General features: G+C 29.0%; 25 protein-coding genes. 20 read left to right on the top strand and 5 right to left on the bottom strand.

Translation table 11 applies throughout. The annotated features are described in order from the left end of the window. The 4 genes from J2Z42_RS02620 to J2Z42_RS02605 form a co-directional block, all read left to right on the top strand. Positions 1-555: transposase (locus tag J2Z42_RS02620; RefSeq protein WP_245331431.1), on the top strand; the 555-nt coding region annotated here is incomplete at its 5' end. Between the two features lie 290 nt (positions 556-845). Further along, a complete protein-coding gene (locus J2Z42_RS02615) occupies positions 846-3509 on the top strand; it encodes a DEAD/DEAH box helicase (protein ID WP_245331430.1) in 2664 nt (887 codons plus the stop codon). Continuing rightward, on the top strand, positions 3510-4226 hold the full coding sequence (locus J2Z42_RS02610; protein ID WP_209700790.1) for an SWIM zinc finger family protein: 717 nt from the start codon (positions 3510-3512) through the stop codon (positions 4224-4226). It begins immediately after the preceding gene. Between the two features lie 177 nt (positions 4227-4403). Beyond that, positions 4404-5471 (top strand): 2,3-butanediol dehydrogenase, encoded by a 1068-nt coding sequence (locus J2Z42_RS02605; protein ID WP_209700789.1) that lies wholly within the window; start codon positions 4404-4406, stop codon positions 5469-5471. A 50-nt stretch (positions 5472-5521) separates the two neighbouring features. Here J2Z42_RS02605 and J2Z42_RS02600 read toward each other — a convergent pair whose 3' ends face one another. After that, complete coding sequence (locus J2Z42_RS02600) at positions 5522-6037, bottom strand: flavin reductase family protein (protein WP_209700788.1); 516 nt, start codon at positions 6035-6037, stop codon at positions 5522-5524. 171 nt (positions 6038-6208) lie between these two features. Between J2Z42_RS02600 and J2Z42_RS02595 the strand changes: the two genes are divergently transcribed. The 3 genes from J2Z42_RS02595 to infC all read left to right on the top strand — a co-directional run bounded on the left by J2Z42_RS02595 (position 6209) and on the right by infC (position 8730). Further along, positions 6209-7024 (top strand): purine-nucleoside phosphorylase, encoded by an 816-nt coding sequence (locus J2Z42_RS02595; protein ID WP_209700787.1) that lies wholly within the window; start codon positions 6209-6211, stop codon positions 7022-7024. Positions 7025-7121: 97 nt separating this feature from the next. Next, positions 7122-8183 carry a Gfo/Idh/MocA family oxidoreductase gene (locus J2Z42_RS02590; RefSeq protein WP_209700786.1) on the top strand — a complete coding sequence of 354 codons (1062 nt, stop codon included), beginning with the start codon at positions 7122-7124 and terminating at the stop codon, positions 8181-8183. 25 nt (positions 8184-8208) lie between these two features. Continuing rightward, a complete protein-coding gene (gene infC / locus J2Z42_RS02585) occupies positions 8209-8730 on the top strand; it encodes a translation initiation factor IF-3 (RefSeq protein ID WP_439897306.1) in 522 nt (173 codons plus the stop codon). A 58-nt stretch (positions 8731-8788) separates the two neighbouring features. Here the strand turns inward: infC and J2Z42_RS02580 are convergent, their stop codons facing one another. Beyond that, complete coding sequence (locus tag J2Z42_RS02580) at positions 8789-9700, bottom strand: response regulator (protein WP_209700784.1); 912 nt, start codon at positions 9698-9700, stop codon at positions 8789-8791. 4 nt (positions 9701-9704) lie between these two features. After that, a complete protein-coding gene (locus J2Z42_RS02575; RefSeq protein ID WP_209700783.1) occupies positions 9705-11003 on the bottom strand; it encodes a sensor histidine kinase in 1299 nt (432 codons plus the stop codon). Between the two features lie 384 nt (positions 11004-11387). Here J2Z42_RS02575 and J2Z42_RS02570 point away from each other — a divergent pair, with 384 nt between their 5' ends. Together J2Z42_RS02570 and J2Z42_RS02565 are read left to right on the top strand one after the other, a co-directional pair. Next, positions 11388-12692, top strand: coding sequence for a cation:dicarboxylate symporter family transporter (locus J2Z42_RS02570; RefSeq protein ID WP_209700782.1), 1305 nt, complete (start codon positions 11388-11390; stop codon positions 12690-12692). A 131-nt stretch (positions 12693-12823) separates the two neighbouring features. Next, complete coding sequence (locus J2Z42_RS02565) at positions 12824-13780, top strand: ROK family protein (RefSeq protein WP_209700781.1); 957 nt, start codon at positions 12824-12826, stop codon at positions 13778-13780. A gap of 72 nt (positions 13781-13852) precedes the next feature. On the opposite strand, the gene J2Z42_RS02560 is transcribed toward J2Z42_RS02565, so the two are convergent. Further along, positions 13853-14182, bottom strand: coding sequence for a hypothetical protein (locus tag J2Z42_RS02560; protein WP_209700780.1), 330 nt, complete (start codon positions 14180-14182; stop codon positions 13853-13855). Positions 14183-14352: 170 nt separating this feature from the next. Here J2Z42_RS02560 and J2Z42_RS02555 point away from each other — a divergent pair, with 170 nt between their 5' ends. The 4 genes from J2Z42_RS02555 to J2Z42_RS02540 all read left to right on the top strand — a co-directional run bounded on the left by J2Z42_RS02555 (position 14353) and on the right by J2Z42_RS02540 (position 18022). Beyond that, entirely contained in the window at positions 14353-15270 is a 918-nt protein-coding gene (locus tag J2Z42_RS02555; RefSeq protein ID WP_209700779.1) for a patatin-like phospholipase family protein, read from the top strand. 82 nt (positions 15271-15352) lie between these two features. After that, entirely contained in the window at positions 15353-16777 is a 1425-nt protein-coding gene (gene cysS, locus J2Z42_RS02550; RefSeq protein WP_209700778.1) for a cysteine--tRNA ligase, read from the top strand. Between the two features lie 44 nt (positions 16778-16821). Then, positions 16822-17067, top strand: coding sequence for a hypothetical protein (locus J2Z42_RS02545; RefSeq protein ID WP_209700777.1), 246 nt, complete (start codon positions 16822-16824; stop codon positions 17065-17067). 289 nt (positions 17068-17356) lie between these two features. After that, positions 17357-18022, top strand: a complete 666-nt coding sequence (locus tag J2Z42_RS02540; RefSeq protein WP_245331429.1) for a potassium channel family protein — start codon at positions 17357-17359, stop codon at positions 18020-18022. 30 nt (positions 18023-18052) lie between these two features. On the opposite strand, the gene J2Z42_RS02535 is transcribed toward J2Z42_RS02540, so the two are convergent. Further along, positions 18053-18808 (bottom strand): tRNA threonylcarbamoyladenosine dehydratase, encoded by a 756-nt coding sequence (locus tag J2Z42_RS02535; RefSeq protein ID WP_209700775.1) that lies wholly within the window; start codon positions 18806-18808, stop codon positions 18053-18055. A gap of 439 nt (positions 18809-19247) precedes the next feature. On the opposite strand from J2Z42_RS02535, the gene J2Z42_RS02530 reads away from it, so the two are divergent. From J2Z42_RS02530 to J2Z42_RS02500, 7 genes are all read left to right on the top strand, one after another. After that, the gene (locus J2Z42_RS02530; RefSeq protein WP_209700774.1) at positions 19248-20657 is read left to right on the top strand and encodes a glycosyltransferase family 2 protein; all 1410 of its coding nucleotides are present in this window, start codon (positions 19248-19250) and stop codon (positions 20655-20657) included. Positions 20658-20742: 85 nt separating this feature from the next. Beyond that, on the top strand, positions 20743-21444 hold the full coding sequence (locus J2Z42_RS02525; protein ID WP_209700773.1) for a pseudouridine synthase: 702 nt from the start codon (positions 20743-20745) through the stop codon (positions 21442-21444). A gap of 179 nt (positions 21445-21623) precedes the next feature. Continuing rightward, positions 21624-22499 (top strand): MurR/RpiR family transcriptional regulator, encoded by an 876-nt coding sequence (locus J2Z42_RS02520; protein ID WP_209700772.1) that lies wholly within the window; start codon positions 21624-21626, stop codon positions 22497-22499. A 99-nt stretch (positions 22500-22598) separates the two neighbouring features. Beyond that, the gene (locus tag J2Z42_RS02515; protein WP_209700771.1) at positions 22599-23816 is read left to right on the top strand and encodes a BaiN/RdsA family NAD(P)/FAD-dependent oxidoreductase; all 1218 of its coding nucleotides are present in this window, start codon (positions 22599-22601) and stop codon (positions 23814-23816) included. A 5-nt stretch (positions 23817-23821) separates the two neighbouring features. Then, positions 23822-24190, top strand: coding sequence for a chorismate mutase (aroH, locus tag J2Z42_RS02510; protein ID WP_209700823.1), 369 nt, complete (start codon positions 23822-23824; stop codon positions 24188-24190). A 94-nt stretch (positions 24191-24284) separates the two neighbouring features. Beyond that, a complete protein-coding gene (cmk, locus tag J2Z42_RS02505) occupies positions 24285-24956 on the top strand; it encodes a (d)CMP kinase (RefSeq protein ID WP_209700770.1) in 672 nt (223 codons plus the stop codon). Further along, positions 24956-26875 carry a bifunctional 4-hydroxy-3-methylbut-2-enyl diphosphate reductase/30S ribosomal protein S1 gene (locus J2Z42_RS02500; protein ID WP_342589987.1) on the top strand — a complete coding sequence of 640 codons (1920 nt, stop codon included), beginning with the start codon at positions 24956-24958 and terminating at the stop codon, positions 26873-26875. The genes cmk and J2Z42_RS02500 overlap by 1 nt, the downstream gene beginning before the upstream one ends. Positions 26876-26946: the final 71 nt, after the last annotated feature.

Genomic DNA, 26946 nt, shown 5'->3' with positions numbered 1-26946 from the left:
GTAGTAAGAGTTAAGGATGAAAGACTTCATATTGTAAGAGATGCTTTAGCCCTGTTTAAATGCCGCCAGGCAGATAGAGAATGGCGTGTTAATAGAAATGGTAAAAATTACATAAAGATAAAAGCCTGGGATGAATATAACTTTGAAATGTCTGATCCAACTATAAAAATAAGATTCGTAAAATTTTCAGAAGAAATTCATACTGGAGACAAGGTAACATTTAGTAAAGGATGGATTATAACAACAGATAAATTCACTTCAGTAGAAACTCTGTGGAAAATAATGCATAAAAGATGGGACATAGAAAACAATGTCTTTTATCAATTGAAAACAGAATGGCATTTAGATCATTGTTTCCTTCATAGTCCTACGGGAGTAGAGACAGTTTTAATGTTTATGATAATAGCATTCAATTTGATGCAACTATACTTTTTTAGATGCTTAAGATGTTTTAGAAAAAAGAATATGCTTCAAATAGATGTTATTGAAGATATAAGAGATGAGAGATTTACTATAAAAGAAAATTGGTATAACCCTATATTTGGAAAGACATAATTCAAAATTAAAACTGGAAATTGATTATATAAGTTTATTGGGGTAAAGGGGAATTGTAATTATTTTTTCGACCTAACGGTCTTCGGGCTTACCAGCCCTTTAAATAAGTGTAATTGGATACAATTCCAGTAAAAATACAATTTTTACTGGAATTTAGATGCGAAATCTCTGTAGTAAAATTAGAATAATTGATTATTGTCTGATATAGTATTAAAGTCATTTATATGATATATTTTTATGTATAATGGTTACACTAATAAAAAATACTTGGTTGTCTAGGGGGAAGTTTTTTGAAAGAAAGGCTTAATGAAAAGAAAGAACTAATAGTTATTTTTACAAGGAATGGATTTACTGTAGATTATGAAATGGCTCATAAAAAAAATCTTTCAGAAGAAAATCAAAAAAATCAAGAAAACTGGCATACAAAATTTTTAAAGGACAAATACAAAACTTTGTGGGAGCTTGGCTTTACTAATAGTGATGATTGGATGTCGCAGTCAATAAGCTTTTTAAACTTTCTAGCCAATAAATTAATAATGAAAATCTCGAGGCAGTCAGACATAGAAATTACTAGAGAAGCATCAGATGTAGCTTTAGACTATGAAGAACTTGAAGAAATTAAAAACAGAATCCCGTTTTCAATAGGAATGGAATTTATAGATGATAAATGGATTTCTTTTACCTTTGAGAAAGTTGCTGAAGTATATAGAAAAGAGATAGGAAAATATAAAGGAACGGTAAAAGATTTCTTTATGGAAAGAAATACTAATATTAATGTTGCAGGAAGAATATTTTTTCATCTGGTTGAAAACAAAGATGAAGAGTATCCTTTTGCATTTTTGGCAACATATTCAACGGAAAATAGAGAGGCAGGAGCACATAAAGCTAAGCATATGCCTTTAAAAAATGCTCTTTTAGAATATAAAGATGATAAGGAAAAGTTGCTTCAATTAATGTCTACTATAAGTAAAGCAGCAGGTGAAAGTGATTTTATATCAGAGCTTATGGAAAGCGGAGAATTATTTTCACCATTAAGATTTTCTAAAAAAGAAGCTTATATCATTTTAAAGGAAATACCTATATATGAAAAATCAGGAATAATGTGCAGAATTCCAAATTGGTGGAAGAAAAAGAGCAACTCTCTAAGACTTTCAGTTTCTATTGGAGATAAGCAGCCTTCAAAGGTTGGAATGGATGAATTATTGTCATTTAACCCGGAAATATTTTTGGGAGAAGAAAGAATCTCTAAAGAGGAGCTTAAAAAGCTGCTTTCAGAGTCTGAGGGATTGGCTTTAATTAAGGGAAAATGGATAGAAATTGATAAGAAAAAGTTATCTGAAGTTTTAGAGGCCTATGAAAAAGCTGAAACTTTATCTAAAAATGAAGGTTTAACTATAGCAGAAGCAATGAGATTGGAGCTAAATACAGGTGAAAGGCTTGGCATTAATGAAGAAGATATTGATTTAGAAGTATCAAATGGCAATTGGCTTAAAAAGATAAGAGATAGCATGGTTAATCCAGAAGTTATTAAAGAAAGTAAGCTTGTAAAAAGCTTTAAGGCTACTTTAAGAAAATATCAGAAGACAGGCTTTGCATGGCTTTCATATATGCAAAAACTTGGCTTTGGAGCTTGTCTCGCAGATGACATGGGACTTGGCAAAACTGTGCAGATTATTGCTTTTCTTGAGAATGTGAGAGTTCAAAAAGGAGGAAGAGCACTGCTTGTAATTCCAGCATCCCTCATTGGAAACTGGCAGAAGGAAATAGAAAAATTTGCACCTAAAATGTCCGTAATTGTACTTCATGGAAAAGAAGCAGCTGCAAATTTAGAGGAAAGTGCATTTTTATATATTACTACATATGGTATGGCTTCTCGTCTAGAAGAGTTAAAGAATATTTTTTGGGATATATTGATTTTAGATGAAGCACAGGCAATTAAAAATCCTGGGACAAAGCAAACTAAAACAATTAAGGCTATTAAGGCAAAAACGAAATTTGCTATGACTGGTACTCCTATTGAAAATAGACTTTCAGATCTTTGGTCACTATTTGATTTCTTAGATCCAGGACTGCTTGGAAGTGCTAAGGAGTTTACAAATTTCACAAAGAAGATGAGAGATAATAGCAGTAATTATGCAAAGCTTAGAAATATTGTTAATCCATTTATACTTAGAAGATTAAAAACAGATAAAAATGTCATATCTGATCTTCCGGAGAAGATTGAAATTAAAGAGTATGCCTCTTTAAGCAAAAAACAAATTGTTCTTTATAATAAGCTTGTAAAAGAGCTTGAGAGAAAATTAAAAACTTCAGATGGAATAGAGAGAAAAGGCCTTGTGCTTGGAAGTATAATTAAGTTTAAACAAATATGCAATCATCCTGATGAGTACTTGGGACTTAACGAATACAAACCTGATTACAGCGGTAAATTTGAGCAGCTTGAGGATATTTGTGAAAATATATACCAGAAAAGAGAAAGAGTTCTTGTATTTACGCAGTTTAAAGAAATGACAGAGCCTATAGCGGCATTTCTTGAAAAAATTTTTAAAAGGGAAGGTTTAGTTCTTCACGGAGGGACTTCTGTTAAAAAGAGAAGTGAAATGGTTGAAGCTTTTAACGGTGAGGAGTATATTCCATTCATGGTGCTTTCACTTAAAGCAGGCGGTGTTGGTTTAAATCTTACAGCAGCCAATCATGTCATTCATTTTGACAGATGGTGGAATCCGGCTGTGGAAAATCAGGCAACGGATAGAGCCTTTCGTATAGGACAGACAAAAAATGTAATGGTACATAAATTTATTACAACAGGAACCATTGAAGAAAAAATAGATTTAATGATAGAAGAAAAACAAAAATTAGCTGGTGATATAATAGGTTCATCAGGTGAAAATTGGATTACAGAGCTTGATAATAAAGAACTTATGGAATTATTTAGATTAGGTGGTGAAAAATAAATGAGTCACTATGGATTTTTTGAATATGTTCCAGTTGCTGAAAAGAAGGAGAAAGCTAAGAAAAGTCTAGAAAAGCTTAAAAAGACAAATCCAGATATTTCACCGGTTATCATTGAAGGGAAAAGTATTGCAAGTAAATGGTGGGGCAAGGCATGGAATAAAAACTTAGAAAGCTATGCTGATTTTAGCAATAGAATAGGACGAGGCAGATCATATGTAAGAAATGGAGCTGTGTTAGATTTAAAGATTAAAGAAGGAAGTGCGGAAGCTTTAGTTCAAGGCAGTGGCTCAAAACCATACAAGGTTGTAATTACTATTGATAAATTAGACAGAATTAAATGGCAAAAGATGACGGAAATTTGTAATCATAAAATTGATACTATGGAAACTTTACTTTCAGGAAAATTTCCTATGGAGTTTGAAGAGGCTTTTAGTTCTTCTAAGGATGGAATGTTTCCAACATCAAAGGAAATTCATTTTAGTTGCAGCTGCCCAGATTCGGCAATTATGTGCAAACATGTGGCAGCAGTATTATATGGAATTGGTGCGAGATTAGATGCAGATCCAATTCTGTTTTTTAAGTTAAGAGATATTAACTTCCAGGAATTACTTAAAAAATCAATGGAAGAAAAAATGAAAAATATGCTTAAGAATTCAGATAAAAAGAGTAAGCGTACTATTGATGATGCAGATGTATTTGATTTATTTGGAGTGTGAGATTGAAGCTTTTAGTTTAATATGAATATAAATAGCAATTTTAAGTGATCTGTAAATTATGAATTAAAATGTAGAATAAAGGATAAAATAATTGCCTAAGTATATTTATTTAATCATTTTATATGATATAATATTTCATGAATATTTTTACATAATCAAATATAAGGAGGAATTTTTATGAAGGCTGCATTATGGTATGGAAGAAAAGATGTAAGAGTTGAAGAAATAGAAGAACCTGAAGTTAAAAAAGGAATGGTAAAAGTTAAAGTTAAATGGTGTGGAATTTGTGGATCAGATTTACATGAATACCTTGGAGGTCCTATATTTATTCCTGTTGGAAATCCTCATCCATTAAGCGGCAATACAGCACCTGTAGTTTTAGGACACGAATTTTCAGGTGATGTTGTTGAAGTGGGCGATGGCGTATCAAAATTCAAACAGGGTGATAGAGTTATTGTAGAACCTATAGTTGCGTGTGGTAAATGTCCTGCTTGTCTGGAAGGAAAATATAATTTATGTGAATCATTAGGCTTTCATGGATTATGTGGAACAGGAGGAGGATTCGCAGAATATACTACATTCCCAGAAGAATATGTACATAAGATACCTGATACTATGTCTTATGAAGATGCAGCACTTGTTGAACCTATAACAGTTGCACTACATTCTATAAGAATAGCTAATTTTAATATTGGTGATACAGCTTTAGTACTTGGAGCAGGACCTATAGGACTTGCAACAATTCAGTGTTTAAAGGCAGCAGGGGCAAGTTTTATAGCAGTATTTCAAAGGAAATCCATAAGGCAGGAATATGCAAAAAAATTTGGTGCTGATGTAGTACTTGATCCAAATGAAGTTGATGTAGCAGCTGAAATTAAAAAAATGACAAAAGGTGTTGGAGTAGATGCCGCCTTTGAAACTACGGGTGCAAGCGTCGGATTTAATACAGGTATAGAAAGTATAAAATATGAAGGAACTATGGTAATAACTAGTATATGGGAAGACAATACAAGTTTTAATCCCAATTCTATAGTGTTTACAGAGAAAAAAATAATTGGAACTATAGCATACAGGCATGAATTCCCAGCAGCAATATCTATTTTAAACAGTGGAAGAATAAAAACTGATGGATACATAACAAAAAAAATAAAGCTGGATGATATTGTAAAAGAAGGCTTTGAAACATTAACTGGACCTGAGAAAAAGAAACAGGTTAAGATATTGGTAACTCCGGATTCAATATAAATTTTCACTAAATAGGGTACCCTGAAAAATTCAGGTACTCTATTTCAAATTTATTTTTCTAATGAGTAACAACTTAATATTTCTCCATAATATATAGTATGATAATCACTATTGCTATAACTTTGGCTGTCTATTTTTTTATTTAAGAAGTCAGGCTTTATATTTGATTTGTATAGTGTTTTACATTCAAAATATATTCCGCATCCGTCTATAATTGGAGTAGATATAGTTTCTCCTTGAATTAATTTTAAGTCGCAGTCTTTTATTTTGTCAAAGTCTCTGCCTGATTTTGATCCACAAAATGATAATGCCTTTTTTAAATTGTCATTTACAGGAACACTTACAGTAAATTCTCCTGATTTTTCTATGAATTTATGAGTGTATCTTGATTCTCTGACAAATGCGGTAAATACAGGCTTTCCCCATACGATTCCACCGGTAGCCCAACCTATTGCCATAGTGTTTATTTTATCTTCAAGTCTAGTAGTTAGAAAAGCGCTCCTTTTACCAATGTGTTTTATGGTTTTATCCAGACATTCTGTTAATTCCAAATGTACGTGATTCATATCTATAACCTCCGATCCTTATTATAAATTGTTTTATTACCAATTAATTATCATTTACGATTATATCATAAATTAACTTATTTAATCTAGAATTTTAATAAATAGATCTAAATATATAATGTTATAATAAGATAAAGACAGCATAATATTAATTTATAGGAAGTGAAAAAAATGGATATTGAATATTGTATAAAGGAAGCGGCAAATTACATATTAAAAAATACCAGATATAATCCTAAGATAGCAATAATATTAGGTTCAGGACTTGGTGAAATAGCAGATGAAATAGAAGACAGTGAAATTTATAAATACAGTGATATACCAAATTTCCCTGTATCTACAGTTGAAGGACATAAGGGATGTTTGATTATAGGAAGACTTGAAGGAAAAATTATCTTAGCCATGCAGGGAAGATTTCATTACTATGAAGGTTATAATTTGAGACAGGTTACATTTCCTATTAGAGTTATGAAATCAATTGGAATTGAAAAAATTATAGTTACAAATGCTTCAGGTGCGGTAAATTTAAATTATAGACCGGGGCAGCTTATGCTTATAAAAGATCATATAAACTTGTTGTCAGCAAACCCTCTTATAGGCAAAAATGTGGATTCATTTGGTACGCGGTTTCCTGATATGTCAAATGCATATGATATTGAACTTAGAGAAAAAGTAAAAAAAATAGCAAAAGAAAATAATATAGAATTAAAAGAAGGGGTTTATGTATGTATGAGTGGACCGAGCTATGAAACTCCTGCTGAAATAAAAATGATTCGTGTAATTGGCGGAGATGCAGTTGGCATGTCTACTGTACCTGAAGTAATAGTGGCCAATCATAGTGGAATTAAAGTTATAGGAATATCGTGTATGACAAACATGGCTGCTGGAATATTAGATAAACCTCTTGAGCATAGAGAAGTAATTGAAACTTCAAAAATTGCAAGTACAAAGTTTAAAAAACTTATAAGGTGTATTATTAAATCTTAGAAATTATTTCCACAAATCTTTGTAATACAATTCTATTTTATGTATAATAAATCTATGAGTCAATTATGTTATAGTATTAAGATTGGAAGTGAATGTTATGAATAGTATTATAAATGTTGGACTTATAGGTTATGGGATGGCAGGCCAGGTATTTCATGCACCTATAATTAGTAGTATAAAAGGTTTTAATTTGTATAAAGTTTATGAAAGAAAACAAGAAAATGTACAAAAATTAAAAAATAAATATGGAGATGTACTGTCTACTTCTGATCTGGATGATATATTTGGCGATAAAAATATTCAGCTTGTTGTTATTGCGGCACCTAATGCAGTTCATTTTGACCTTGCATCAAAAGCTTTAAAGAGTGGAAAAAATGTAGTGGTTGAAAAACCATTTACCGTAACTTCGGAACAAGCGGAAACATTAATTAAACTTGCAAAAGATAATGGAAAAATTTTAACTGTAAATCAAAATAGAAGATGGGACAGCGACTTTAGAACTGTTTGTAAAGTTATAAATAATAACTTACTGGGAAATATAGTTGAATATGAAGCTCATTTTGATAGATATAAGAATTGCTTAAGAGAAAGTACATGGAAAGAAGAACAATTTCCTGGTTCTGGAGTATTATATGATTTAGGGTCTCATCTTATAGATCAGGCACAATTTTTATTTGGACTTCCCGAGAAAATATTTTCAAATTTAAATATTCAAAGGGAAGGAGGAAAAATTGTAGATAATTTTGAAACTATTTTAGACTATAATAACTTAAAGGTTACACTTAAGGCGGGTATGCTTGTGAGAGCAAAACTTCCACACTTTATTGTATTGGGCAAAAGTGGATCTTTTATTAAATATGGAATGGATACGCAGGAACAGCTTCTAAAAGAAGGCAAAATCCCCAAGTATGTTGAAAATTGGGGAGTGGAGTCAAGAAGAAATTGGGGAACAATAAATACTGAAATAAGAGGATGCCATTTTGAAGGCAATATTGAAAGTGAAATTGGTGATTATAGAGAACTATATAAAAATGTATATAATGCAATAATGAAAAATGATGGTCTTGAAGTAACTGCTGAACAGGCTAAAAATACTATAAAAATTATTGAACTTGCAATTAAAAGTAGTAAAGAGAAAAAGTGGATTAATTTTAACTAATATAAAAAAATGAGGGGTGTTCTATATTATTAATAAAAATAAAAACAAAAATTTTAACTTGAATGATGGAATAAGAGCTTCTGAAATTAGACTTGTAGGAAATGATGGAAGTAAAATAATTAAAACTAAAGAAGCTTTAGCACTGGCTAGAGAAAATAATTTGGATTTGGTGGCTGTTTCACCTTCTGCTAAGCCTCCTGTATGTAAAATAATGGACTATAAAAAATTTGTTTATGATAAATCTAAAAAAGAAAAGGAAGCTAAGAAGAAACAAAGTATCACTCAAATAAAAGAAATAAGGTTAAGTGCAACAATTGAAGAAAATGATATAAGTATAAAGGCAAAAAATGCGAAAAAATTTATAGCCAAGGAAAACAAAGTTAAGGTATCTATGAGATTTAGAGGAAGACAGAACAATTATAAATCTTTGGGAAAAAAAGTATTTGATACATTTTTGGATAAAATGGGCGATATTGTTGTAGTTGAAAAATCTCCTAAGTTTGAAGGCAATACCATGACTATGGTGATTGGACCTAAAAAGAATTAATATTAATGTGCTAAAAAAGAGTCACAATAAAATGGGTGACTCTTTTCAAATATATTATTTATAGTATTTTTTTTGCCTTTGAATAAAATATTTTTATAAATCGTTTTGTATTTATATGAACTGGACTTTTTAAGAATTCAGGTCCTTTTTCAAGTTCAATCATTTTTTTTCTAACTTCTTCAAATTCAAAAAACTCAGAGGAATATTCCTCAAATTTAGGATTAGAATAATCTGTAAGACCTATGGAAGCAACATGATTTAGAGCTTGCATTATTGTCCTTCTGATTCTTTGTTCCGAGGCCTTAACTTCCTTTGTCAAATTATATGAAGGTGTGTTTTCACCTAGCTTTTCTTTTGCAATATCTATAAATAAATCTTTGAGCTGGGGAAAATTATCGTAATCTGAAAATTTATTCTCATTATCATATAGGTATTTCATAATAGATAATAAATCTTTGCTTCCGCTTTCACCGGGTATGCCCAATTCGTTTAAGAGAAATTCGCTGGAGGTCAATATGTTTTTATTCGAAACTTTATTTTTATGCATATCATTTAATTTCAAAAAGTCCAGAGCATCCTGAATTTTATCTATAGATTTTTCTAATTTTATTTGTTCAATTACTTTATGTATAATTCCAACTACTTCCAATCTATTTATAGGTTTTGTAATATAATATTGTATTCCGATTGAATAGGCTTTTCCTATAGTATTTTTGTCTTCTAATTGCGATATCATTATAAATTTTCCACTAAATGTATCTTTTAAATCTTTAACTATGGTAAGACCATCTTTGTTAGGCATTAAAAGATCAATTAAAAGTATATTTACATTTTTCATATTGAGTTCAGTACTATCTATAGTGCTGCCATTATCCAATTCACCTACCACATTTCCTAAATCATAGTCTTCTATTATATCGCATAACATGGATCTCACAACTTCATCATCATCTATAATAAAAAAATTCATTTTATCATCCTTTCTTTATAATTGAAGTAATAGGAAGTTTTATCTTAAATACTGTTTCATTTGAATTATTAAAATTAACTGAAATAGTGCCATTTAAACCAAGTATAAGCTTTTTAATATAAGGAAGTCCCATACCATTTGACGGTTTTCCTGATTTATCATATTTTGTAGTATATCCAGGTTTGAATATAATGTCTATCTTTTTTTTAGGTATGCCTGGACCGGTGTCATGAACATCAATTTCAATATAGTTTACATCAATTTTTTTAAAGAATATTTTTATGATACCTGTACTTTTTATAGCCTCCAAAGAATTTGAAACAAGATTGTTTATAACTGATAATAAAGTATAAACATGAAATTTAGGGAGTGAAGTATCAACTTGACTTTTAAATTCTATATCCTTTTTTAGAAGTAAGGCATATTTTTTATTTACATCAATAGCTATATTTACTATGTAATCAGCGTACATATAATCTTCATAGTTTTCAGATGACATCATTTTAGAAAGGCCGGAATAAATTCTCAGGTTGTCTTTTTTAATTTCATGTATTTCTCCAGCTATACCCAATAATTTTTCTGAAAAATTTTTAAAGTCAATGGAATCTATAGTACAATCTTGAAGCTTTTTATATAGATTATAACATTTTGTAGTTACATCTTCAGCATATGTTATAGACTTTTTGAGCTCAAAAGTTTCTTCATATAAATTAGAAATTAAAAATAACATATATTTATTTTGTTCTGACTGCTGTTTATTTTTTTCACGTACTTCATTTAATTTTATTATATTGAAGAAACCAAGAACAAAAAAACTTCTTATTATAGCTATTATAGAAATCAGTCCTAAAGTGGATATTAATATGCTGTCCTTGAGTAAGAAATGTCTTATGAATATTTCTAAAGTACATGAACAAATGTCGCTTATCACTGCAAAGAATCCTATCAATATAGGACGATTTTGAAAACTATTTATTTTTGTTATATAAAATATAAAAGAAAACGTCAGGTAATAAAAAAATGCAGGAGTATTTAACAAAAAATTATTATAAAAGTCAAAATTGTTTTGAAGCATAAAAGCTGCCATAATACGAAAAAATACTACGGAAAGTCCTGCTGATATTCCACATATTATAATTGGAATTTTCTTTATCCAGAGCATTGAAAACAGAAATATTGTAGTACTAAAACTTACACGAAAAGTATCGTGAAATGGATAAAATTTTAATTCCCCAGTTAAAGGTACGGATATTATAATTATTAGTAGTATAAATATATCATTTTTAGTTTCATTTTTATCCAAAATGTACACACTCCCTAAAATATATTATGTATATAAAAATTATATCATATAAGATACAATTAATTGATTTAATTCCGCTTTAAAATAATTAGCAAAATTATATATTTTCAGAAAAAAGATTTTAAATCAATCATATATTCTCTGAAAAAGTTTTTTAAAATTAATATTTATATTTTATAGTAGTATTTTATAGTTTTATGTAATTTTATAATTATAATAATAAATATTAGTTTATTAATTATATTATTTGAAAGATTATATGAAAAAACTTGTAAATAAAAATAAAAAATAAAAAATAAAAAATCACTATATTGAAACAGATTGATTAAAGTATTTCAATATAAATATAATTTTAGAATTTTTATAAAGAAGGGAAGTAAAAATATGAAAAAAATTAAGATCGGACTAGCTGCTCAAATTGTAGTAGGTCTAATACTTGGAGTTATAGTAGGTGCAGTATTTTATGGAAATCCTAAAATAGTAACATATCTTCAACCTTTTGGAGACATATTTTTAAGACTTATAAAGATGATAGTAATTCCTATAATTATTTCATGTCTAGTAGTTGCTGTAGCTGGTGTAGGTGATATGAAACAACTTGGAAAAATTGGACTAAAGACATTAATATATTTTGAAATAATGAGTGCAATTGCAATAGTGCTTGGATTAGCTGTAGCGAATATATTTCATCCTGGTACAGGAATAGATATGAGTGGACTTTCTAAAACTAATATAAGCAGCTATGTTAATACTGCAAAAGGTGTATCACATCATGGTTTTGCAGATACTATTGTAAACATAGTTCCGGATAATTTCTTTAATTCAGTATCAACAGGAAATATGCTTCCTATTATATTCTTTTCAGTTATGTTCGGACTTGGAGTTGCAGCTGTTGGCGAAAAAGGTAAGCCAGTATTAAAATTTGCAGAAGGTGCAGCAGAAGCAATGTTTTGGGTAACTAATCAGGTAATGAAAACTGCCCCTATTGGAGTTTTTGCTTTAATAGGAGTAACTGTATCGAAATTTGGACTGTCATCATTAATTCCTCTTGGAAAGTTGGCGGTAACTGTATATGGATCTATGATATTCTTTGTTATTGTAGTTATGGGGATAGTAGCAAAATTAGTTGGGAATAGTGTTTTTAACATAATTAGAATACTAAAATCAGAGCTTATATTAGCTTATAGTACATCAAGTTCTGAAACTGTTCTTCCAAAGATCATGGAGAAAATGGAAAAGTATGGTTCACCAGCTGCTATATCTTCTTTTGTAGTACCAACAGGATATACTTTTAATTTAGATGGATCTACATTATATGAAGCTATTGCATCTATATTCATTGCACAGATGTATGGTATACACCTATCGATTTTTGCACAAATAAATCTTGTAATAGTTCTTATGATTACATCTAAAGGAATAGCAGGGGTGCCTGGAGCATCTTTTGTAGTACTATTAGCAACACTTGGTACAGTTGGAATTCCAATAGAAGGACTTGCTTTTATAGCAGGAATAGATCGTATTTTAGATATGGCAAGAACTGTTGTAAATGTAGTTGGGAATTCATTAGCTGTTATAGTTGTTTCCAAGTGGGAAGGAAAATATGACAACGAAAAAGGAAAAGAATACTTAAAATCAATTGCAAAAAAAAACAATGAAAATTTAGATGCTGAAAAAGAAGCTGTTTAAAAGTTCATATAATAAATAAAATATATAGTGTTTAGCTAAATTATTAATTTAGTTAGGCACTATATATTTTTATATGCTATTATGATGATATAAATTATAAATTTTTAATTTATTGAGAGGAAGGTAGCAATATGACAAAATATGTTATTGGAATTGATTTGGGAGGCACTAAAATCAGCGGGGCAGCTTCTGACTTAAATGGAAATATAATTTATAAGTATACTGTACCTACCAAGGCATTTGAAGGAGAACAGGCAATAATTGAAAGAATAAATTCTCTTATAGATAATATAATTAAAAGTTCTAAGCTTATGTACAAAGATATATTGTGTATAGGAATAGGATCACCAGGACCTTTGGATTCAGAAAAAGGTGTGATTGTAACTACTCCAAATCTCCCATTCAAGAATTTTAATATAGTTAAGCCTATAAGTAAAAAATTTAAATTGCCTGTATATCTTGATAATGATGCAAATGTAGCGGCCATAGGTGAATACAAGTTTGGTGCAGGGAAGGGTACAACTAATATGGTCTTTATAACAGTGTCTACTGGAATAGGCGGCGGTGCAATATTGAATGGAAAAATATACAGGGGACATACCAGCAATGCTTTAGAAATAGGACATACTACTTTAGAAGAAGATGGACCAAAATGCAATTGTGGCAATTATGGCTGTGCAGAAACATTGGCTTCAGGTACTGCAATACAAAGAGATGCAGTAGAAGCTGTTAAAAGAGGAGATAATACAAGCCTAACTAAATATGATAAAATAACTGCAAGGGAAGTTTTTAAGGAAGCTGAAAATGATGATAAAATATCTAAGAATATAATAGACAGGGCTTTAACTTATCTTGGTATACTTGTTGCAAATATAATTAATACTTTTGATCCTGAAGTTATAGTAATAGGCGGAGGAGTTTCAAATGCAGGCAGTATTGTTTTTGATAAAGTTAATGAAGTAGCTTCAAATAGAAGTTTTAAATTATTATATGAAAATACGAAAATTGTTCACGCAAAACTAGGAACAGATGCCGGGGTTATAGGTGCAGTTGCATTAGCAATTATGGAAAGTAAAGATTTTAAATAATATAAATTTTGGAAATAATATGGATAAAATATCTAAAATTATCCATATTATTTTTTTTATATTAAAAAATTTTTAAATTTTTGTTTTTAATTTACCGCCTGTTTCTAATATAAGTTGTTTTAATTTAGCCATATCGTTAGTTAAATTGGAATTTATTACTACCTTGTAGCTGGAATTAGGAATATCTTGAAAACCTCCGCTGCTAATTGTATTAGACTTGTATGAGTTATTTGAAAATCCTCCCGAATTTATTATTGCATCTGAAAAATTATATTTATAATTGTCAAAATCTATATAGTTGTCATTTAAGTCTACAGCAGAATTATTAAAACCCTGATTTTTCAATGTTTCAACTGCATAATTGGCACTTTTTAGACCGTTGTAATAAGCTTCAATTCTCATAAAAACGCCCCATTTCTTATAAAAATATAATTACTTACAAAAGTATCTTTTGTATTTTAAATGAAAATTATTCATTAAATTATTTATATGTATATAATTTCATGAAAATTTGTTTTGGAAGTAGCCGTCTATTTTTATCTACATATTTATAATATTGAGGTGATGTATAGATGAAGATAGATGTGGTGTTCGATGGTGGTGGAGTAAAGGGGATAGGTCTTATTGGAGCGATATGCTGTTTTCAGGATCATGGATACGAATTTAATAGACTTGCAGGTACATCGGCAGGTGCAATTATAGCATCCCTTCTTGCAGTTGGATATAGCGGAGAAGAATTAAAATCAATAATGATGGAATTGGATTGTGATATGTTTTTTAAAAAGAAAAGAATATATGATATGAATATATTAAAAAAATCAATAAACTTATTTAAGGATAAAGGTATATATTCTGGAGATAATGTAGAAAATTATATAAGAAGCTTAATTTTAAAAAAATGCCAGAATAGGTTTTCTGATATAAGTAAAGATGGGGTATCTAGACTGAAAATAGTTGCATCGAATGTTACTGAAAAAGATATTATGATATTACCTGATGATTTAAATAAATATGATATAGATCCAATGAATTTTGAAATATCAAAGGCTGTGAGAATGAGCCTTAGCATACCTCTTTATTTTAAACCGGTGAAATTTTATCATGATAATGATTGCAGCTATGTAGTTGATGGAGGAATACTTAGTAATTTTCCTATATGGATATTTGATACTAAAAATACACCTATAAGACCAACTATTGGATTTAAATTGGTGGATGTCAGTAAAGAATATAAAGCATCCAAAAGAATGGATTTTATATCTTATATATTTGATATAGTTGGAACTATGATGGACAAAAATGAAGAGATATATGTAAAAGATAAAGATGCGGTCAGAACTGTTTTTATTCCAACTTTAGGAGTAAAAACCACGGAATTCAATATATCCCGTGAGATGAGAATGCAGCTCTTCAATTCCGGTTATGAGAGTGCGGAAAAGTTTTTGAAATTTTGGGATTTTGATAAATATGTGAGAGATTATTGCATATAATAATTGAATTATTTTATTATTATGGTAATGTTATATAATAGATGAAATTTATATGGTGTTTAGAATAAGGGGAGCAGATAATATGGATTTTTATATTTACAACACTATGTCGAGAAATAAAGAAAAATTTATTCCTGTAAAAAAAGGAAGAGTTGGGATGTATACTTGCGGTCCTACAGTTTATAATTATGCACATATAGGTAATTTAAGAACATATATATTTGAAGATGTTCTTAAAAAATCACTTGATTATTTTGGCTACAATGTTAAACATGTTATGAATATAACAGATGTAGGTCATCTTGAATCAGATGCCGATACTGGAGAAGACAAAATGGGACTTGGAGCAAAGCGAGAAAATAAAACAGTATGGGAAATTGCAAAATTTTATGAAGATGCTTTTTTTGAGGACTGCAGAAAACTTAATATAAAAAGACCTGATGTAGTATGCAGGGCTACGGACCATATTAACGACATGATTAATATGATAAAGATTTTAGAAAAAAAAGGATATACTTATATATCTGATGGAAATGTATATTATTCTATTGACAAATTTAATAACTATAATAAGTTAGCCAATTTAAGCATGGAAGAGCTTGAGGCTGGAAGTAGAGTTCAAGTAGATAAAAATAAGAAAAATCCGCTTGATTTTGTACTGTGGTTTACTAAATCAAAATTTAAGAACCAGATAATGCAGTGGGATTCGCCATGGGGAAGAGGATTTCCTGGGTGGCATATAGAATGTTCCTCCATGTCAATAAAATATTTGGGCGATAATATAGATATACACTGCGGAGGGGTAGATCATATTCCAGTTCATCATACAAATGAAATAGCACAGTCAGAAGGAGCACTTGGACATAAGTGGGTCAATTATTGGATGCATGGAGAATTTTTAGTACTTGACGGAGGAAAGATGTCTAAATCAAATGGAGATTTCTTAACTGTAGACAGCATTGAAAAGCATGGCTTTTCTCCGCTTGATTATAGGTATTTTTGTCTTCAATCCAGATATAGAAAGCAGCTTTTATTTAGTTTTAATGCATTGAAGGATGCGGAGATTTCTTATAAAAAACTTAAAGACAAAATAGCAAATATAATTTTGCAAATCAAAGATACGGATAAGAGTGAGATTGACGAAAAAGTTATGTCATATTATAAGGAAAAGTTTGCAAATCAAATTGGAGACGATTTAAATATGCCGAATGCTCTTACGGTTCTTCAGGAAGTAATAAAAACAGATAAACTTTCAAATATAGAAAAGAAAAATTTAATAGAAAGCTTTGATAGTGTATTATCTCTTGATCTTATAGATTCAAAAAATAATTATGAAAATTCCAAAGGCTATAAAGACTATAATAAGATAAATAAATTTATTCAGGAAAGAAATGAGGCAAGGTTAAATAAAAATTGGGATAAGGCTGATGAAATAAGAAATAAACTTAATTCTATGGGAATAGAATTAATAGATTCAAAAGGCAATACCACATGGAAAATAAAATAGCAGTTTTGTATGTAAATTATGCTGCGTAAACAGGGGGAATAATAATGAAATATAAAATTGGACAGGAAATTAAATTTGAAGAAGATTTCTTATTGCCATTGCAAAATGGCAATAAGGTTAAAGTATTAAAAGGTGATACGGCAGTTGTTGTTAGAAAAATAGATGATAATTCAGGTGAAATTTTGTATATGACAGGTAAAGCTTCAGGCAAAAGTCAGGTTATAAATATTGAAGTGGATAGCAATATAGATTCTGATTATATAGCAAAAAAAATAATGGGAGAACTCTAACAAAAAATTGAATTTAAGAATACTATTGAGTATATAAGAATACAATCATTATATAGAAATAACTATATAATTTGAGGTATATATGAAGTGGTATGGAAAACGAAATTTTATGTTTTTGCTTTTTTTTATATATATTTTTGTATTAGTCATATTTGGGTTTGTATATTGGAATATATCAAATTACTCGGGAGGGGATTTTTTTATATTTCAAAATGATATTGATACGGATATAAAAATCAACACATTTAAAAAAGAAATGAATATAAAAGCTTATAATAGAGATATTAATATGTCAATAAAAAATTTAATCGTTTCTAATGAATATGTAAGGCCAATTTTAAAATTGGATGTTTTAAATAATAACAATAAATCTATTTTTGTAGTTGACAAAACTTTGGGAAGTAATTGGGCTAATTATTACTATTCAACAAATATAAATAAAGGTATAAACTATATGAGTATATATAATATGGGCGAGGATAAAATAAATGGCAGATTTAATACATGTAAAATAAAGGTGTGCTTTTATAAATTTAAAAATGATAATTATAATATGCAAGATATACAAGCAGAATATGGTAAAGAGTTTTCGAATAACTTTTATAAAGTTGATACCTGGTATTTATGGGTAAACAATTATGAGACAATAAAGAAAAACTACTTTAAACAGAAATATTATTTTTACCCTTTAAATTTTTTCTTTCAAAAATTAATGACAAATTCAATTAGTTTTCCAGACGAAAGTCCTATAGTACTGCAGAAAGTATCAAATGGAAACTTTAAATATTCAATATGGAATTTTATATATTTTAGTGCTGTTACTATAACTACACTGGGATATGGTGATATACTTCCAAATTCGACCATGGTTCGGATTATAGTTGTAATAGAAACTATGATGGGCATTATTATAACAGGTATGCTTGCTTCATGTGCTTTTTTAAACAAAAAATAATATATAAATAAGGGAAATTTATAATTTCCCTTATTTATATATTATTGACTTTATTGCCTCTCCACCCAATATCATTCCTGCTACAGGTGGAACAAAAGATATACTTGCTGGAATTTGTCTTTTGGCAAGACATTTTCTCGAACCTCCAGAGCAAACGCAGCCTTCTTTACAGGTTACAACTTCATCTATTTTGGGTTTTAGAGGAATTTCTTCAGAATATACAACTTTTAAACTTTTTATTTCTCTTTTTCTAAGTTCATGTCTCATTACTTTAGCAAGCGGGCATATTTTTGTATCATATATGTCTGCTACTTTAAATTGAGTAGGATCCAATTTATTCCCTGTTCCCATACAACTTATTATATTTATATTATTTTTTTTACACCAGACTACAAGTGATATCTTAGACGATACTGTATCGACGGCATCAATTACATAGTCTGTATTTTCAGGTATAATTTCATGTATATTATCTTCTTTCACAAATACCTGATATGCTTTTATATTACAATTTGGATTTATATCTAAAACTCTTCTTTTTAAGACTTCAACTTTAGGTTTTCCTATGGTTTTAAAATTGGCATGTATTTGTCTATTTATATTAGTTAGACAAACAGTATCATCGTCTACAATTATTATATTTCCTACACCAGCTCTTGCTACTGCTTCCAATGCAAAACTGCCAACCCCACCAAGCCCAAATATTACTACAGTACTTTTTTTTAATTTTTCTAAGGATTCTTTACCAATCAATAGTTCAGTTCTAGAAAGTGAATGTTGTTTCATTTGCCGGTTTTCAGCTCCTTTTTATAAATAGAAAGATTATTTGCTTAGATATTAAATACAATACTATATTATAATACCATAAAGTTTGCAGCGTTTTTATAATCTATGTGATAATTATATATATATTAATATATTTTGCAAAATTAATTAATAAAGTTGTGCTTGATTGGTTAAATTAATATTAAACGCTAAAATAAAATATTAAATATTTTTTAAGATAGTTAAAATAAACTAATATTTAGATCCGTATTAGTGATATAATAATTGTAAAATATAAAAATTGTTTATTGATGTTCTTAAATAATTAATCAGAATATTTTAATATATAAGTAATGGGTTAAATTTTTTGACAATATGTGATACTATTATATAGGTTATTTTGATTTTATGTAAGTTATATTTTATTATATGGAAAGACATTAAAGAAAGGATTTTTATGATGAAAGAATTTATTTTCAATTGTACATTTGTTTTTCAAATATTTGTATTAATAATTACGCTTTATTATTTAATACTTTCTTTATTTGGGATATACAAAAAGAAAGATGATGGAGCTAAAAATTGTGCTCCTAAAAAAACTTTTGCACTTTTAGTTGCAGCCCATAATGAAGAAGTTGTTATTGAAAAAATAATAGAAAGTTTGAAAGATATTGAATATCCAAAGGATATGTATGACATTTATGTTATTGCAGACAATTGTACTGATAAAACTGCGAGTATTGCAAGAAGTTGTGGGGTAAATGTTTGTGAAAGAAAAGTACCTGATAAAAGGGGAAAAGGATACGCATTGGAATGGATGTTTAATAAAATATTTAAGATGGACAAAACATACGATGCTGTTGGTATTTTTGATGCTGATAATTTAGTATCTAAAAATTTCTTAAATGAAATGAATTATAAATTGACACAGGGATATAAGGTTGTTCAAGGCTACATAGACAGCAAAAATCCAGATGATTCGTGGATAACAGAATCATATTCTATATCTTTTTGGACAGTAAACAGACTTTTTCAACTTGGAAGGTCAAACCTGGGACTTTCAAATCAGATAGGTGGAACTGGTTTTTGTGTTGAAACATCTATACTCAAAAAATTGGGCTGGGGTGTTACATGTCTTACTGAAGATCTGGAATTTACCAGCAAACTAGTACTAAATGGATATAAAGTTGGATGGGCTCATAATGCAATTGTATATGATGAAAAACCACTTACTTTAAAACAATCATGGAATCAGAGAAAAAGATGGATGCAGGGTTTTACAGATGTAGCTTCGAGATTTTTTTTCAAACTACTTAAAAAATCAATAATAAGCAGAAGTCTTACTACATTTGATTGTGCACTTTATACAATTCAACCATTTATTACTTTACTTATGGGAATCACAGCAATAATAACACTGCTCCAAAACAGCAACAAAAATGGTTTGAATATTTTTGTAATAAATTCTTTATTTACAACTGATTTTTGGAAAACCATATGGCAGCTGTTCAGTATAGCACAATTTTTATTTACTCCATTTGTTATGCTGCTGGAAAAGAAGTTATCTAAATCGATGTTTTATGTATTTGGATTGTATTCTTTGAATGTAATAATATTATCGCATATATTTGATTCACCTACTTTTTCACAAATGATAATTTCAAATATTATTTATTTGTTGGCATTTGTAGTTGCAATAGGGGTTATTGGTAAGAAAAAATCACTTAAGCTATTCATATGGTATCTTTTGTATGGAATATATACTTTAACATGGATACCAATTACAATACAGGGCATATTGGACAAGAACAATAAAGAGTGGAGCCATACAAAGCATATTAGGCAGATAGGAATTCAGGATGTAGAATAAATGTTAAAAGTTGATTAATATTCTCGAAGCATGGGAAGGTTAATCAACTTTTTTATATGATAAATAATTTTAAGAAGGTGATAAGATGATAGAAAGGTTACAAAAATATATGGCCCATTGTGGTGTTGCTTCTAGAAGAAAATGTGAAAGTATAATAATTCAAAATAGGGTTAAAGTGAATGAGGTAATAATAAATGAACTTGGATTTAAAATTGATACTTCTAAAGATATAGTAAAAGTAGACAATAAAAGAATAAATATAGAAGAGAAAAAAGTGTATATAGCTTTAAATAAACCAGAAGGATATGTCTCTACAGTTAAAGATGAGAATAATAGAAAAACTATACTTGATATAGTAAAAGTAGACGAAAGAGTTTATCCAATAGGAAGGCTTGATTATGATACATCTGGATTAATACTTCTTACAAATGATGGCTATATATATAATAAAATAATACACCCTAGATTTGAAAAAAATAAAGTTTATATTGCAGAAATTAGAGGAATTCCTTCTTCAGAGGATATAAAAAGATTTGAAGGTGGACTGGATATAGGAGGTTACGTAACAAGTAAAGCTAGTATCAAAATAATAAATAGTTATAAAAATATGTCAAGAGTTAGGATAATAATACACGAAGGTAAAAATAGACAGATAAGAAGGATGTGCAGCTTGATAAAGCATCCTGTTATTTCACTTGAGAGAACAGAAATAGGAAAAATTAAACTGGGAAATTTAAAAAAAGGAAAATGGAGATATCTAACTAGTGATGAAATTAATTCGATATAAGTTTAATAAACATACTCATTATTATGTAAAGTAAAAAATAAAGTAAACAAATAAAATTAGATTTGAAAAATAAGCAAAATACCAACAAATGAAAGTTAAGTTGATAATATGTTCAATAGATGTTAAAATGAAATAAATATTGCAATTAGAAGAGGATATAGGAAAGGAATGAATTATATATGGAAGAAATAAATAAACTTGATCTAATGAGAACTATTCAGGTTAAATTTCCACGATTAAGTAAAGGCCAAAAGTTAATAGCTGAATACATATTAAAACACTATGATAAGGCTGCTTTTATGACTGCTGCAAAATTAGGAATAAGTGTAGGTGTAAGTGAATCAACAGTAGTTAGATTTGCAAATGAACTTGGATTTTCAGGATATCCTAAATTGCAAAAATCGCTTCAAGAACTTATAAAAAATAAATTAACTACAGTACAAAGAATTGAGCTTTCAAATGATATAGTAAGTCATGAAAGTCCGCTAAAAGGTGTACTGAAAGCCGACATGGAAAATATAAGGGTTACTCTTGAAAAAATAAACCATAAAACTTTTGATGATGTAATAAATAGTATATTTAAAGCTAAAAAAATATATATAATAGGACTCAGGAGCTCTACTGCAATTGCAGATTTCCTTGGATTTTATTTAAATCTTATATTAGACAATGTAAAAGTTGTAGGATACGGAATAAGTGATATATTTGAACAGATGATAAATTTAACCGGGAATGATTTGGTAATTGGTATAGGCTTTCCACGTTATGCTGCAAGAACTATAGAGGCTTTAGCCTTTGCTAAAAGTAGAAATGCAGAAGTTGCTGCTATAACAGATAGTTTACTTTCCCCGCTTGCGTCAGCAGCAGATTATACTTTGATTGCACAGAGTAATATGGCATCTTTTGTTGATTCACTGGTTGCTCCATTAAGTGTTATAAATGCACTTATAATTGCAGTAGGGCTTAAAGAAAAGGAAAAAATATCTTCTACTTTTGCTGATCTAGAAAATATATGGCAGGAATATCAAGTATATTCATTTAAAGAGCAAAATTAATTAAAAAACTATTTAAATTTTTTTGTATAAATGGTAGTATATTCATTGTGAGCAAATTTATTTTTAGTTCTTAATTAAACAAATAGGATTGGTGAATTCATGTCAAAAGTAATAGTAATTGGTGGTGGGCCAGCAGGAATGATGGCATCCATAGCAGCTTCCACACATAATAATACATTGTTAATAGAAAAGAACGAAAAGCTCGGTAAAAAGATGTATATATCGGGCAAGGGAAGATGTAATGTTACAAATTCAAAAGATATAAGCGAGTTTTTTGATTATATTCCAGGCAATGCTAATTTTTTATATAGTGCATTGTATACTTTTACGAATGAAGATACTATTAAATTTTTCAATGATTTAAATGTAAAACTAAAAACGGAAAGAGGAGATAGGGTTTTCCCTGTTTCAGATAAATCATCTGATATAATTAAAGCTATGGAAAAGAAGCTTCAAGAAAATAAAGTTAAGGTTTTGTTGAATTCACATGTAAAAAAGCTTTTATCTACTGATGATCATATAGAATCAGTGGAACTTTCAGATGGTTCTATTATAAAAGGTGATTATTTTATAATTGCGACAGGTGGGAAATCATATCCGCAAACTGGATCCACTGGTGAAGGTTATATTATGGCGAAAAATCTGGGACATAACATAACTAGAATAATGCCATCCCTTGTACCTATAGAAATTAAAGAAAGTTTTGTAAAAGATCTTCAAGGTCTATCATTAAAAAATGTAAGATTGGATATTAAAAATTCAAAAAATAAGATTTTATATAGTGATTTTGGAGAAATGTTATTTACTCATTTTGGAATATCAGGTCCAATAGTATTAAGTGCAAGCAGGACAGTGTCTAAATTCGATAATTTAAAAGCAGTTTTAAATTTAAAGCCAGCACTTTCTGAAGATGAATTGGATAAAAGAATACAAAGGGATTTTGAAAAGATTCCAAATAAAAGCTTTAAAAATTCTTTAGATGATCTTCTTCCAAAGAAGATGATACCGGTTATTATAAAAATATCCACTATAGATCCTGATAAAAAAGTGAATTCTGTAACAAGGGAAGAAAGAAAGAAATTAGTTGACTGTATACAAAATTTAAAATTATCTATAAAAGGACCAAGACCTATAGATGAAGCAATAATTACAGCCGGGGGAGTAGATGTAAAAGAAATAAATCCTTCTAATATGAAATCCAAGTTGGTTGATAATTTGTATTTTGCTGGTGAAGTTATTGACGTGGATGGATATACCGGAGGTTTTAATATTCAGATTGCACTATCTACAGGTTTCAGTGCTGGAAGTGAGGTTTGAAAAGAGTGATAGCATTAAGAGGAGCAACTACAGTTTCTAAAAATAGTGAAGTCGAAATAAAATATGCTTCTATTGAATTATTTTCAGAAATTATTAAAAAAAATAATATAGAACTAGAAGATATAATATCTGTTGAGATTTCTTGTACGAAAGATATAAATAAGGCTTATCCAGGTAAATTTATAAGAGAATATTTCAAATTAGATCATACAGCTATAATGCACTTTAACGAAATGGAAGTTGACAAAAGTTTAAATGGTTTTATTCCTCTTTGTATAAGATTACTTATATTAGTAGATGTAAATAAGACTAAAAAAGAATTTGTATATTTAAATAATGCAAAAAAACTTAGAAAAGATTTATTAAATAAATGATATTAAAAAATAGAGGATTTTATGATATTTTATAGAATATAAATGTTAAGCAAAATGAATTGTTATTTTCCTGTTTGAGAGGAGAGATTTAACTTTGAACATATCTGTGGCAATAGATGGACCAGCAGCAGCAGGAAAGAGTACTATAGCAAATATAATAGCAAAAAAATTTAAATTTATGTACATAAATACAGGCTCTATGTATAGGGCTGTTGCTTTGTTATGTATGAAAAATGAAGTTGATTATAAGGATATAAATCAAGTATGTGATTTAGTAAAATCTATGGATATATATTTTAAAAATGATAGGATCATAGTAAATGAGCAAGATTTGGAAGATGAGATAAGAAGTGTAGCTGTAAGTAATAATGTATCAAATTATGCAGCTATTAAGGAAGTACGTACTATACTTGTGGATATTCAGCAGAAAATGTCAGCCAAATATAATGTGGTTATGGATGGACGTGATATAGGTACGGTAGTTCTTAAAAATTCTCCTCTAAAATTTTTTTTGACTGCAAGTGCAGAGGCAAGAGCTAGAAGAAGGTATTTGGAATTAAATAATAATGGTATTTTAGTAGAATACAATAACATATTAAATGATATAATAAAAAGAGATTACATAGACTCAAATAGGAAAGAATCACCACTTAAAATGGCTCAGGATGCAATAAAAATAGATTCATCGGGTCTTTCAATAGATGATGTGGTAAAAATCATATCAGATCATATAAAAAGGTATATGGCAGAGTTGAAGGTGATATAATTATGAAAGTTGTTTTAGCAGACAATGCTGGTTTTTGTTTTGGAGTAAAAAGGGCAGTAGAAGAAGCTTTAAATTCTAAAAATAAATATAGTGAAAAAAGAATTTACACTTTGGGACCGTTAATTCACAATAATGATGTAGTAAACAGATTAAAAGAGAAGGATATATATCCTATTGAGCTTGATGATATAGATAATATAGATAAAAATAGTGTAATTATAATACGTTCTCACGGTGTATCTAAAAAAGTTTTTGACATTATTAAAGAAAAAGGTATTTCTATAGTAAATGCTACCTGTCCATACGTGTTAAACATACAAAAAAAGGTTCAAAAATATAGTAATTTAGGTTATTCTATACTTATAGTAGGAGATAAATATCATCCAGAAGTTAAAGGAATAAATGGATGGTGTAAAAATAATGCCATAATATCAAAAGATGGATCAGATTTAAGCAATCTTCCTGCTAAACTTTGTATAGTTTCTCAAACTACAGAAAAACAAATTAATTTTCAAAAGGTATTAAATGTAGTTGTGAAAAATTGCAAGGAATTTATAGCTTTTAACACTATATGCAGTTCTACAGAATCAAGACAGGAATCCGCTGATATATTATCTAAAAGAGTTGATATGATGGTAATATTAGGTGGCAAAAATAGTTCCAATACCACCAAGCTTTATGAAATATCTAAAGTCAATTGCAATAATACAATTCATGTTGAAAATTCAGGACAAATACCTGATGATATAATTCATTCTAACAAAATAAAAACTATAGGTGTTACAGCAGGAGCTTCGACACCAGATTGGATAATAAGGGAGGCAATTTTAAAAATGAGTGAAGAAAAAAGTTTAGAATCAAACGAACAATTATCTTATATGAATGAAAATGATAAACAAATAATATTAGGTGAGAAGATTACGGGAAAGGTAATATCCGTAAATGAAAAAGAGGTATTTTTAAATATAGGATATAAGTCAGATGGAATACTTCCTAAATCAGAAATAACTAAAAATGAAAACGAAAATTTAGAAGAAATAATTCACGAAGGCGATGAATTAGAAGTAAAAGTTATAAGAAGACAAAATGAAGATGGTTACGTAGTATTATCAAAATTGGAGCTGGAAAGAGAAAATGCATATAATGAACTCAAGGCTTCAAATGAAAATGGAGATATATTAAAAGTAAAGGTAAAGGAAGCTGTAAAGGGAGGACTTGTTGCGAATTATAAAGGAGCACGAGTGTTTATTCCAGCATCCCATGTTGAACTTTTTCATGTAGATGATCTTTCAGTATATGAAAATGCAGATTTCGATGTAAAAATAATAGAATTTAAAGCAGAGAGAAAAGGTACCAGAGTAGTAGGTTCAAGAAGAGATTTATTGAGACAGGAAAAAGAAAAGAAGGAAGAAGAAACATGGAGTAAACTTGAAAAAGATACAATAGTTGATGGAGAGATCAGAAGATTGACTGACTTTGGTGCATTTGTTGATGTACAAGGAGTTGATGGATTACTTCATGTATCAGAACTTTCCTGGGGAAGAGTTGGAAAACCAAGTGATGTTTTGAAAGTAGGTCAAAAATTAAAAGTTTATATACTTGATGTTGATAAAGAGAAAAAGAAGTTATCTCTTTCAATAAAAAAACTTCAAGAAAATCCATGGATAAATGTAGATGTTAAATATCCTGTGGGTAGTGTAGTCTTAGGAAAAGTAGTTAGATTTGCAAACTTTGGTGCATTTGTAGAATTGGAACCGGGTGTTGATGCACTTGTTCATATATCTCAAATAGATCACAAGAGAATAGAGAAACCTGATGATGTTCTTAAAATTGGTCAGGAAGTAAAAGCAAAAATTCTAGAAGTAAATAAAGATGATGAAAAAATAGCCTTAAGTATTAAAGAAGTAGATGAAATTTAAAATTTAATTTAATTAAAATGCGTGTGAATATTATTATACTTAATGCACGCATTTTTTATATAAATTATTAT

Origin of the sequence: Clostridium algifaecis (genome assembly GCF_017874415.1) — a bacterium.
GTDB classification, from domain to species: Bacteria; Bacillota; Clostridia; order Clostridiales; family Clostridiaceae; genus Clostridium_B; species Clostridium_B algifaecis.
This window is presented reverse-complemented; position numbering and strand designations above follow the sequence as displayed.

Excerpts from the sequence above, each read along its gene's own strand:
- J2Z42_RS02610 (WP_209700790.1), top strand. The coding sequence starts at position 3,510 with ATGAGTCACTATGGATTTTTTGAATATGTTCCAGTTGCTGAAAAGAAG.
- J2Z42_RS02605 (WP_209700789.1), top strand. The coding sequence starts at position 4,404 with ATGAAGGCTGCATTATGGTATGGAAGAAAAGATGTAAGAGTTGAAGAA.
- J2Z42_RS02600 (WP_209700788.1), bottom strand. The coding sequence starts at position 6,037 with ATGAATCACGTACATTTGGAATTAACAGAATGTCTGGATAAAACCATA.
- J2Z42_RS02595 (WP_209700787.1), top strand. The coding sequence starts at position 6,209 with ATGGATATTGAATATTGTATAAAGGAAGCGGCAAATTACATATTAAAA.
- J2Z42_RS02590 (WP_209700786.1), top strand. The coding sequence starts at position 7,122 with ATGAATAGTATTATAAATGTTGGACTTATAGGTTATGGGATGGCAGGC.
- J2Z42_RS02580 (WP_209700784.1), bottom strand. The coding sequence starts at position 9,700 with ATGAATTTTTTTATTATAGATGATGATGAAGTTGTGAGATCCATGTTA.
- J2Z42_RS02570 (WP_209700782.1), top strand. The coding sequence starts at position 11,388 with ATGAAAAAAATTAAGATCGGACTAGCTGCTCAAATTGTAGTAGGTCTA.
- J2Z42_RS02565 (WP_209700781.1), top strand. The coding sequence starts at position 12,824 with ATGACAAAATATGTTATTGGAATTGATTTGGGAGGCACTAAAATCAGC.
- J2Z42_RS02560 (WP_209700780.1), bottom strand. The coding sequence starts at position 14,182 with ATGAGAATTGAAGCTTATTACAACGGTCTAAAAAGTGCCAATTATGCA.
- J2Z42_RS02555 (WP_209700779.1), top strand. The coding sequence starts at position 14,353 with ATGAAGATAGATGTGGTGTTCGATGGTGGTGGAGTAAAGGGGATAGGT.
- cysS (WP_209700778.1), top strand. The coding sequence starts at position 15,353 with ATGGATTTTTATATTTACAACACTATGTCGAGAAATAAAGAAAAATTT.
- J2Z42_RS02545 (WP_209700777.1), top strand. The coding sequence starts at position 16,822 with ATGAAATATAAAATTGGACAGGAAATTAAATTTGAAGAAGATTTCTTA.
- J2Z42_RS02540 (WP_245331429.1), top strand. The coding sequence starts at position 17,357 with ATGTCAATAAAAAATTTAATCGTTTCTAATGAATATGTAAGGCCAATT.
- J2Z42_RS02535 (WP_209700775.1), bottom strand. The coding sequence starts at position 18,808 with ATGAAACAACATTCACTTTCTAGAACTGAACTATTGATTGGTAAAGAA.
- J2Z42_RS02530 (WP_209700774.1), top strand. The coding sequence starts at position 19,248 with ATGAAAGAATTTATTTTCAATTGTACATTTGTTTTTCAAATATTTGTA.
- J2Z42_RS02525 (WP_209700773.1), top strand. The coding sequence starts at position 20,743 with ATGATAGAAAGGTTACAAAAATATATGGCCCATTGTGGTGTTGCTTCT.
- J2Z42_RS02520 (WP_209700772.1), top strand. The coding sequence starts at position 21,624 with ATGGAAGAAATAAATAAACTTGATCTAATGAGAACTATTCAGGTTAAA.
- J2Z42_RS02515 (WP_209700771.1), top strand. The coding sequence starts at position 22,599 with ATGTCAAAAGTAATAGTAATTGGTGGTGGGCCAGCAGGAATGATGGCA.